1 protein-coding gene is annotated in these 12,057 nt (G+C 51.8%); it reads right to left on the bottom strand.

From position 1 onward, the window contains the following. On the bottom strand, positions 1 to 12,057 hold a 12,057-nt coding region (locus KUL49_RS20450), incomplete at both ends, for an Ig-like domain-containing protein (RefSeq protein WP_181412783.1).

The following is a 12,057-nucleotide window of genomic DNA, read 5'->3' as shown; positions in this document are numbered from 1 at the left end:
CGGTAAGCTCAGGCGTTGTGTCGTTGGTGGTCAGATCGTTTATTGCAACGGTAGGTGCGGTAGTATCAATTACCACTGTTCCTGTATTGGTAACATTGTTGCCCGCGGCGTCTGTTGCAGTAACAGATGTTGGGTAGCTGCCTTCTGCTAGCACAGCAACTGCGTTGTCAGCCAGTGTCCAGGTGCCATCACCATTGTTGGTAGCGGTGTAATCATTGCCGTCAATGGTCACCACCACAACCGCATTGGGGTCGTTCACCGTACCGGTAAGCTCAGGCGTGGTGTCGTTGGTAGTAAGATCGTTTATTGCAACTGTAGGCGCGGTGGTATCAATTACTACAGTACCAGTGTCGGTATCGGTATTACCCGCATTGTCAGTTGCAGTAACAGATGTTGGGTAACTACCTTCAGCGAGTGTAGCGACTACGTCATCGGCCAGCGTCCACGTACCGTCACCGTTATTGGTAGCGGTATAGTCAACGCCGTCAATGGTGACTACTACAGTAGCCGTTGGGTCATCAACCGTACCCGCTAGTGCAGGCGTAGTATCGTTAGTCGTCACGTCATTGATGGTTACAACAGGTGCCACGGCGTCTACCGTGTCAGATGCCGGCCCACTGGTGTTACCCGCTTCATCAGTAGCCGTTGCCGTTACTACAACTCCATCTGCTAATGGTGTATCTGGCGTTACGCTCCAATTACCGTCGCCATCAGCGATGACGGTGAAATCTGGTGTGCCGTCTCCGTCTACATCCACATTTACCGTTGCGCCCGCTTCGGCTGTGCCGGTAATTTCAGTGCCGTTGCCCGCTTCAACGGTAGGCGCTGCTGGTGCTGTGATATCAATAACCACTGTACCAGTATTCGTACCCACATTACCTTCTGGGTCGGTTGCAGTAACCGTTGCGGTATAGCTACCTTCAGCAAGTGCCGCCACCGCATCGTCAGCCAGTGTCCACGTGCCATCACCGTTATTGGTGGCGGTATAGTCGGCTCCATTGATGGTAACAACCACCGTGGCTGTTGGGTCGTCAACCGAACCAGTAAGTGCCGGCGTTGTATCGTTCGTTGTTAAATCGTTGAAGGCAACTACTGGTGCAGCCGCGTCAACCGTGTCTGAGGCTGGGTTGCTAATGTTACCCGCTGCGTCAGTTGCCGTTACGGTCACAGTTACGCCATCGGCAAGCGGTGCATCAGGCGTAATGCTCCAATTACCGTCGCCATCAGCGATGACGGTGAAATCGGGCGTGCCGTCGCCATCCACGTCTACATTTACGGTTGCGCCTGCTTCAGCGGTACCGGTAATTTCGGTACCGTTGCCCGCATCCACAGAAGGTATCGCAGGTGGTGTAGTATCAATCACTACCGTTCCTGAATTTGAACCCACATTGCCATCGGCATCCGTGGCAGTAACGGTAGCGGTATAGCTACCATCTGCAAGTGCAGCCACTGCATCGTCAGCCAGCGTCCAGCTTCCATCACCATTGTTAGTTGCGGTGTAGTCCACGCCATCAATGGTCACTACTACGATAGCGCTTGGATCGTCAACCGTACCGGTTAGCTCTGGTGTGGCGTCATTAGTGGTTAAGTCATCAATCGTGACAACGGGCGCAACAGCATCTACTGTATCTGACGCTGGTGCACTGACATTGCCAGCTTCATCAACCGCTGTTGCCGTAACGACCACGCCATCGGCTAGCGGTGTAGTGGGTGTTACTGACCAATTTCCATCGCCATCAGCAATGACGGTGAAGTCTGGCGTGCCGTCGCCATCCACGTCCACATTCACGGTGGCGCCTGCTTCAGCGGTACCCGTAATTTCAGTGCCGTTACCTGCATCGACAGTAGGCGCTGCTGGAGCAGTGGTATCAATCACCACAGTACCAGAGTTAGTTCCGGTGTTACCATCGGCATCAGTGGCAGTAACCGTAGCGGTATAGCTACCTTCAGCCAGCGCGGCAACGATATCGTCAGCCAGTGACCAGCTGCCATCACCATTGTTTGTCGCGGTATAGTCCGTACCGTTAATGGTAATGACCACAATGGCGGTTGGGTCGTCCACCGAACCAGTAAGTGCAGGCGTGGTGTCGTTAGTCGTTAAGTCGTCAAAGGCAACGACTGGCGCGACAGCGTCTACGGTATCAGACGCCGGGCTACTCGTATTGCCAGCTTCATCGGTTGCTGTTGCCGTGACAACCACGCCATCCGCTAGCGGTGTTGTGGGTGTTACTGACCAGTTACCATCGCCATCAGCAATCACTGTGAAATCAGGTGTGCCATCACCGTCAACGTCTACGTTTACGACAGCGCCTGCTTCGGCTGTGCCGGTAATTTCGGTACCGTTGCCTGCATCAACAGTAGGAGCAGCTGGCGCAGTAATATCGATAACACCGCCATTTTCGTTTGCGGTTGCCGTATTACCCGCGCCATCTGTTGCACTTGCGGTGACCGAATAATTACCTTCAGATAAGGCCGCTGGCACATCTACAGAGAAGGTGCCATTAGCTTGAACAATGGCGCCAAATGTTTGGGTGTTTCCTGCACTATCGGTAACGCTGATGGATACGGTGCTGCCTGGCGCAATATCTGTAGTACCGGAAATGGTCGGTGTGGTGTCGTTTCCTGTACCAAGCGCGTCCAAGGTTAGGTTTGGCACGGCTGTATTGATATTTCCGCTGGTAGTATCAGACGCTGAATTTCCAGCAGCATCAGTGGCGGTAGCAGTAACATTGAAGTTTCCGTCTGCCATTGCATTGGGCACGTCGGCGCTGAAATTACCAAGGCTATCGACAATAGCCGTAAATGTCTGTTCAGCTCCCGCGCTGTCGGTGACGGTTATGGTCACTGAACTACCTGGGCTTAAATCGGTGCTACCCGTGATCGTTGGCGTGGTATCGTTACCTGTGCCTTGTGCATCTAAATTGATCGTCGGCGCGGTAGTGTCTACGCTACCGTTTGTTTCAGTGGCAGTTGTCTCATTACCTGCAGGGTCTTGGGCAACGGCGGTAACGGTATACCCTCCTTCAGCCATAGGGCTTGGCACATCGACCGAGAAACTGCCGTCTCCCTGAACGGTTGCATCGAAGGTTTGGCTTACACCTGCATTATCCGTCACAGTAATCGTTACCGTAGCACCTGCAGGCAGGTCAGTATTCCCTGATATTGTAGGCGTTGTGTCACTGTCTGGGGCTAGTGTATCTAACGATAGAGTAGGGGCTGTCGTATCAATAACGCCTGTATTGTTTACGACGGTAGTGCTATTACCCGCTTCATCACTTGCCGTGGCTTCAACACTGTATGCACCTTCTGCCAAAGGCGCAGGCACATCCACTGTAAAGTTTCCATTTACATCAACCGTAGCTGTGAGGGTTTGAACATTTCCGGCGCTGTCAGTTACCACAAGCGTAACTTCACTACCCTGCGCAAGGTTTGTGCTACCAGATAGGGTAGGCGTTGTGTCATTGCCTTCCTCAAGTGGCGTTAAGGTTAGTGATGGTGCTGTAGTATCTATACTTCCAGCATCACTGGCTGTTGCTGTATTACCTGCCTCATCACTGATGGTAGCGCTTACCGTGAAGTCGCCTTCAGCTAAATCCGTACCTGGGGAGATAGAGAAAGAACCATCGGCCTGTACCACTGCGCTTAAGGTCTGGGTCGCACCAGCGCTATCCGTTACCAAAATAGTGACCACAGCGCCCGCAGGTTCATCGGTTGTACCGGTAATGAGTGGCGTCGCGTCGTTAGTGGTATCGGCAACATCTATAGTAAGTGTAGGTACTAGAGTATCAACTACGCCTGCTTCGTTATCGGTTGTACTGTTGTTTGCTTCATCGGTGGCGGTTGCTGAAACAGTGAAGTTTCCTTCAGCCATCGCCGCTGGTACATCGGCAGAGAATACGCCGCCCGCGCCAACCAATGCAGAGAACACCTGTGTATTACCCGCACTATCAACAACCGTTATTTGCACTGTAGAACCTTGCGGTAAATCTACAGTACCGCTTATGGTTGGGGTTGAGTCGCTAACTGTACCTGGCTCGTCCAGCGTAATAACAGGTGAAATTGTGTCGATGAGGCCGGTTTCAGCGTCGGACGCTGTATTGCCAGCTTCATCAACGACCGTTGCCTGAACTGTGTAGCTACCCTCAGCCAAAGTGGTGGGTACGTCTACGCTAAAAGAGCCGTCGCTTTGTACGGTTGCTGATAAGGTTTGTATATTGCCAGCGTTATCGGTGACGGTAATTGAAACCGTGCTTCCGGCTGGCTGGTCTGTCGTTCCGCTAATGGTCGGTGTTGCATCATTGCCTACACCCGGATCTGCCACATCAATAGCCGGTGATGTGGTATCTACCACACCGCCAGTTTCAGAGTCAGAGCCTGTATTTCCGGCTCCGTCAGTCACCTCTGCGACAACTGTGTAGCTACCTTCGGCCAGGTCTGACGGTACGCTAGCGCTGAAGGTGCCATCTCCTTGTACTGTTGCGGTAAAGGTTTGAACTGCTCCAGCACTATCTGTCACTGTTAAGGTGACAGTGGCACCAACTGGCGCGTTAGTTGTGCCTGAAATAAGAGGCGTAGCATCGTTTGTCTGGCCAAGGGCATCTAGGGTAATGTCCGGGGCGCTTGCATTAATATTGCCGCTATCCGACACAGTCGTGCTATTGCCCGCAGCATCGCTCGCACTGGCTGTTACATCGTAATCGCCATCAACAAGCGCGCTGGGTACTTCAACTGAGAAAGTGCCATCCGCGTTTACCGTAGCAGTAAGGTTCTGTACATTACCGCCTGCATCGGTGACAACCAGTGTAATTGTTGCTCCCTCTGGCAAGTCGGTAGTACCGCTTAATACTGGCGTTGCGTCATTGCCGCTGGCCACTGGATCTAAGTTGATAACAGGTGGAGTGGTGTCAACTGTACCGTTGTTATCAACCGCTGTGTTTTGATTACCTGCATCATCAGTCGCCGTCACTTCTACGGTGTAATCGCCTTCTGCAAGGTCAACCGGCACATCAGCGCTAAAGCTGCCGTTCGCTTGAACGGTGGCAGCGAAAGTTTGCGTATTGCCTTGGCTGTCAGTCACGCTAATGCTTACAGTGTTGCCCGCAGCCAAGTCGGTGGTTCCCGATATAGTCGGTGTAGCGTCGTTGGTTAGACCTTGTGCGTCTAACGTTATGGTGGGGGCTGCTGTGTCTATGACACCGTTATTATCTATTGCCGTTGCTGAATTACCCGCATCGTCAGTCGCAGTGACAGTCACACTGAAACTGCCCTCAGCTAAATCGGCAGGAACATCAGCACTGTAAGTGCCATCGTTTTGAACGGTTGCTGTGAATGTTTGGGTATTTCCAGCGTTGTCTGTCACGCTTATGCTAACTGTGTCGCCAGCATTGAGGTCTGTGGTGCCAGAGATAGACGGCGTGGCATCATTGCCAAGCCCTTGTGTATCGATGGTTATCGATGGGGCTGTGGTATCGATGTTACCGCCATTTTCGGTTACCGATGCACTGTTGCCGGCGCCGTCTGTGGCGGTGGCAGTAACAGAATAGTCACCTTCAGGTAAGCTTGCAGGAACATCAGCCGTAAAGCTTCCATCACCTTGCACTACGGCACTGAATGTCTGCGTGTTTCCAGCACTGTCAGTCACAGTTAGCGTTACAGTACTACCTGGCGCTAAGTCGGTATTACCTGAAATGGTCGGCGTCGTGTCGTTGCCCGAACCAAGAGGATCAAGGGATAGGGTAGGCGCGGCAGAGTTTATGTCGCCGCTCACTGTATCTGTAGCAGTATTGCCTGCAGCATCAGTGGCCGTTGCAGTAACGTCGAAGTTTCCGTCTGCCATAGGATTAGGCACATCTGCACTGAAGTCGCCATTACCATCAACCGTTGCAGTAAACGTCTGCACAGTGCCAACACTGTCAGTTACTGTGATAGTTACTGTGCTTCCCGCAGCTAGGTCGGTATTTCCGCTAATGGTAGGCGTGTTATCGTTACCTGTACCAAGCGGATCCAGAGTGATAACAGGCGCTGTGGTATCTACGCTGCCACCCGTTTCAGAATCAGAACCTTGGTTACCTGCCGCGTCTTGAGCGGTTGCGGTAACCGTATAGTCACCTTCAGCTAGTGGTGAAGGTACGTTGGCTGCAAAACTGCCGTTGGTTTGTACCGTAGCGGCAAAGGTTTGCGTATTACCCGCACTGTCGACCACCGTTAATGTAACAATGGCGCCAGCTGGAAGGTTTGTGGTGCCAGAAATAGTTGGCGTAGCGTTATTCTCTGGCGTTAATTCGTCAAGGTTTAGCTCAGGTGGCGTGATGTCGATAACACCTGAATTATCGAGAACCGACGTGCTGTTGCCTGCTTCATCAGTGGCAGTAGCTTCAACACTGTAAGAGCCTTCAGCAAGTGCCGCGGGTACATCAACCGTAAAATTTCCTGCAGCATCAACTGTTGCTGTAACCGTTTGAATGTTACCTGCACTATCTGTGATAACCAAGGAGACCACGCTACCTTCGGCTAGATCTGTACTTCCCGAAATGGTTGGCGTTGTATCATTGCCTAATCCTTGAGGATCTAAGGTTAGAGTAGGTGCTGTGGTGTCAATGGTGCCTGTTGCATTGACTGACGCACTGTTGCCAGCATCGTCGGTGGCCGTTGCGGTAACCGTATAGTCACCTTCGGCCAGTGCGGCTGGCACATCCACAGTAAAGTTGCCGTTTGCGTCAACCGTTGCGGTCACAGTTTGTGTATTGCCAGCGTTATCGGTGATCGACAGCGTTACGCTCTCACCTGCTACTAAGTCCGTAGTGCCTGAAATGGTCGGCGTAGTATCGTTATTTGAACCCAGCGCATCTAGTGAAATAACGGGGGCGACAGTATCGACGATACCGTTATTGTCGGTGACAGATGCACTATTTCCGTTGCTGTCTGTAGCGGTAGCGGTTACTGAGTAATCACCTTCGGCAAGAGGCGCGGGGACATCAGCACTAAAGTTACCGCTCGCATCAACAAGTGCAGTAAAGGTTTGAGTGTTGCCTGCACTGTCAGTGACAAAAAGCGTCACGGTTGAACCTGCGGGTAGGTCAGTCGTACCTGAAATGGTTGGTGTAGTATCGCTCACCGTAACTTGCGCATCTAATGTCAACGCAGGGGCGCTGGTATCTAGCGTACCGGTATCAGAGGTGGTGGTTGTATTACCTGCATCGTCTGAGGCACTTGCTGTTACCGTGTAGCTGCCGTCTGGTATAGCGTTTGGAACATCTGCGCTGAAGTCACCATTCGCGTCCACAATGGCGTCAAAAGTTTGTGTATTGCCTGCGCTATCTGTGACGGTTAACGTTACCGTGCTTCCCGGTGCTAAATCAGTGCTGCCCGATATGTTAGGGGTTTCATCGTTGCCTGTGCCCTGCGGATTTAGCGTAAGTACAGGGGCGGTGGTGTCAATATTGCCACCGTCCTCAGTTACGGTTGTTGAATTACCTGCATCATCTGTTGCAGTAACTTCGACGCTGTAATCTCCTTCAGGCAGTGGAGACAATACCTCTGTTGCAAAGTTGCCGTCAGCATCAACCAATGCGTTAATGGTTTGCGTGTCACCATTGCTGTCAGTTACGGTTATCACAACGACAGCACCTTCAGGTAAATCTGTATTACCTGAAATAACCGGCGTAGTGTCATTACCTGAATCTAACGGGTTAACGGTAACAATAGGCGCTTGTGTATCAATACTTCCATTTGTTTCGTTTGCCGTCGCGGTGTTGCCTTGTGCATCGCTTACTGTTGCCGTAACGGTAAAGTCGCCTTCAGCCAGAGCGCTAGGCACATCGGCACTGAATGTACCGTCTGCTTGCACGGCCGCTTGGAAACTTTGCGAGTTACCGTTGGCATCGACTACAGTAATGGTAACCAGTGTGCCGGGAGCAACATCAGTAGTACCTGTGATAGTTGGCGTAACATCGCTAGTAGCGCCTTGTGTATCAAGGGTTAACAGCGGCGCTTCGCTATCTACATTACCTGTTGTATTGGCATTCGCGGTATTGCCTGCACTGTCGGTTGCAGTGGCAGTCACAGTAAAGTCGCCGTCAGCTAGTGCGTTTGGCACATCTACACTGAAGCTACCATTTGCATCGACCAAGGCATTGATAGTTTGCGTGTTTCCAGCGCTATCAGTTACGACAAGTGTAACCGTGCTTCCTTCAGGAAGGTCTGTCGTGCCTGATAGTGTTGGTGTGGTGTCACCCGTGCTGCCAGGGTTTTCAAGGGTAAGCGTAGGCGCGGTGGTATCTACAAGGCCGCCATTGTCGGTTACTGTTGTCGTATTGCCATCGCCGTCAGTTGCGCTGGCGGTAACGGTGTAAGCGCCATCAGCGAGTGGGGTGGTAACATCCGCACTAAATGTTCCGTCTGCACCAACTGTCGCGGTAATCGTTTGCGTGTTACCTGTGCTATCCGTCACGGTTAAAGTAACCGTGCTTCCTTCAGGCAAGTTGGTGGTACCTGAAATAGCGGGCGTACTGTCATTCGTTTCGCCTTGTCCATCTAGCACTAACGTGGGGGCATTGGTATTAATATTACCCGTTGCGTTGTCTGTAACGTCATTGCCTGCTTCGTCTTCTGCCGTGGCAGTAACAGTAAAGTCTCCATCAGCCAGTTCTTGGGGGACGTCGACAGAGAAATTACCGTTAGCATCGACTAAGGTGTTGATAGTTTGAATGTTACCTGCGCTATCTACGACCGTTAGCGAGACAACACTCCCTTCAGGCAGATCGGTGCTGCCCGATAAAGTCGGTGTGGGATCGTTGCCAGAACCCACTGGATTTAAAGATAGCGATGGTGCGGTTGTATCTACTATGCCGCCGTTTTCTGTCACGCTAGCGGTATTACCATTTTCATCGACAGCGGTTGCTGTTACTGAGTAGTTACCTTCTGCTAATGCGCTAGATACTTCGGCGCTAAAGTTTCCGTTTTCATCAACAACGGCTTCAATAGTTTGCTGATTACCTAAGCTATCGGTGACGACCAGTGTTACCGTGCTACCTTGTGGCAAATCTGTCGTGCCACTAATAAGTGGCGTGGTGTCGTTGCTAATGTCTTGTGGGTCAAGCGACAGCGTTGGTGCTGCGGTATCAATATTGCCCTGTGTGGATGCAGAGTCTTGATTACCCGCATCGTCAGTGACAGTGGCGGTAACGGTAAAGTTGCCGTCGGCAAGCTCTGCCGGCACGTCAACAGAGAAAGTACCGTCATTTTGGACAAGAGCGTCAAAGGTTTGTGTATTGCCTGCACTGTCTGTAACCGTGATTGATACACTGCTACCCGGTGCCTGGTCTGTGTTACCTGAGATGGTTGGCGTAGTATCATTGGTACTGCCTTGAGCATCCAAGTTAACCAGCGGCGATGTAATATCGATATTACCGCCAGTTTCCGTTGCCGTTGCAGTATTGCCGTTCGCATCGGTCGCTGTAGCCGTTACGCTATATTCACCTTCCGCTAACGGATTGGGCACATCGACACTGAAATTACCAGAACCGTCTACCGTTGCCGTAAATGTTTGCGTATTGCCAAGCGCATCGGTAACAGACAGTGTGACAGTGCTGCCAGCGGGTAAATCGGTAGTACCTGAGATAGTAGGCGTGGTGTCGTTATCATCACCCAGTGGGTCAAGGGTTAAGCTTGGCGCATTGCTGTCCACGGTGCCAGTTTGTGACGTCGAAGCACTATTTCCCGCGGCATCGGTAGCTGTTGCTTCAACAGTGTAGTCGCCGTCAGCGAGTTCGGTAGGAACGTCTGCGCTAAATTCGCCGTTCGCGTCTACTGTGGCAGTAAAGGTCTGGCTGTTTCCAGCACTATCGGTTACGGTAAGTGTAACCGTGCTGCCCGCTTCCAAGTTTGTAGAACCGCTAATTGACGGTGTCGTGTCATTTCCTGTGCCAAGTGGCTCTAGTGAAATGGTGGGGGCTTGCGTATCAATGTTGCCGCCATTTTCAGTAACAGTCGTCGTATTGCCTGCCTCGTCTGTTGCACTGGCCTCTACGGTATATTCACCGTCAGTAAGCGGTGTTTGTACGTTTACGCTAAAGTCACCGTTTTCATCAACGATTGCATCGATAGTTTGTGTGTTGCCCGCGCTGTCGGTCACTGCAATGGTTACTGTTGAACCAGGTGGTAAATCGGTAGAGCCTGAAATCGTTGGCGTGGTGTCGCTACCGTCAGTTTGCGGGTCTAGAGAAAGCGCTGGTGCGGTAGTGTCTATGTTGCCACTGTTGTCGACAGCGGTAGTTGTATTACCCGCTGCATCAGTTGCTTCGACAGAAACCTCATAGTTGCCTTCTGCTAGCGCTTCTTCGACATCGGCGCTGAAATTACCATTTTCATCAACAATGGCGGTAACAGTTTGCGTATTACCCTGACTATCGGTGACGGTAATAACGACCTCGCTACCTGCGGGTAAATCTGTATTACCTGAGATGGTCGGTGTTGTGTCGTTAGTATCCGTTTGCGGGTCGATGTTCACAATCGGTGGGGTGGTATCAAGTACAGTAGTGGCCGTGGCGGTAGAGCTATTGCCATTTTCGTCTGTCACCGTCACTTCAATCTCGTATTCGCCCTCTTCAGAGCCAGGAGGGAATGCAACATTGAAGTTGCCATTCTCATCGGTTGTCCCCGTTATTGTCTGGCTGTTGCCGTCGCTATCGGTGATAACAACCACAACCTCTGAATTAGGGGCGTCTGACGATCCCCCTATGCCTTCACTACCGTTGGTAGGAGAGCCGGTTTCAATGACAACATTAGGGCCTTGGGTATTAATAACTGCATCGATAGAGGTTGAAGCGGTATTGCCCGCCACATCAGACACAGTAGCGGTTACCGTGAAGTCGCCATTTGCGAGCGCTTGCGGAACTTCAGCGCTGAAGCTACCGTCTTCTTGCACTGTTGCAGTAATGGTTTGCGTAGTGCCATCTGAATGCACGATATCTAGTGTTACTATCGCACCCGGTTCTGCGTCGGTGTCGCCATTTATCACTGGCGTGTCATCATTGGTTGAGCCAATAGGATCAAGGCTGATTATCGGCGCCGTGGTGTCAATTTCGCCTGTTACTGTGGTGGTAGAACTGTTGCCTGCTGGTGTTGTTACAGTAACATCTACCGTGTACTCACCTTCGCTAAGCTCCGCTGGAACATCTTCGTTAAATGTGCCGTCAGCGCCCACTGTAGTAACGATTGTTTGTTCGTTACCCTCGCTGTCTGTAACAACAATCACGACTTCACTGCCAGGAGGGGCATCGGTTTCACCAGAAACGTTCGGCGTAGTATCGTTCGTTGGAGCAGGTTGATTTACAGTCGTCGAAGGACTCGTAGAATCGTAATCGCCGCTTGCTGTTGCTTGTGCGGTGTTGCCCGCACCATCTGTCACCTCGGCAGTTACGCTGTATGTACCCTCAGCCACCGCATTTGGAACTTCAACGGTAAAGGTACCATCGGCAAGCACAGTGGTGGTAAAGGTTTGAGTAACGCCAGCACTATCGGTAACGGTAAGGGTTATCGTGCTTCCGGGCACGGCATCCGTTAACCCCGAAAGTGTGGGTGTAGCATCGCCATTTATTCCTGGGTCGTTTAATGAGATGGTTGGCGCCGTCACGTCGATAGCACCCTGAGCGTCAGCATTGGCCGTATTGCCCGCATCGTCGGTCACGCTGGCGTTAACGGTAAATTCGCCTTCAGCTAGTTCTGCCGGTACGTCAGCGCTGTAAGTGCCGTCAGCCTGAACAATGGCGGTCACGGTTTGAGTAACGCCTGCGCTATCGGTAATGGTTAACGTAACTGTGCTGCCAGGCGCGGCATCGGTAGTACCTGAAAGGGTAGGCGTGGTGTCGTTACCTGTCGCTATGGTGTCGATAGTAATTAAAGGTGCGGTAGTATCAATCTCGCCGGCAGTATCTGTGGTTGCTGTGTTGCCCGCTTCGTCGGTCACGCTGGCGTTAACGGTAAATTCACCCTCAGCTAGTTCAGCCGGTACATCAACGCTATAGGTGCCGTCTGGTTGCACAGTGGCAGTTACAGTTT

The sequence above is a fragment of the Alteromonas sp. KUL17 genome, from assembly GCF_006538305.1.
Taxonomy (GTDB): Bacteria; Pseudomonadota; Gammaproteobacteria; order Enterobacterales; family Alteromonadaceae; genus Alteromonas; species Alteromonas macleodii.
Note: the sequence above shows the minus strand (reverse complement) of the source record. Positions and strands in the feature narration are given on the sequence as shown.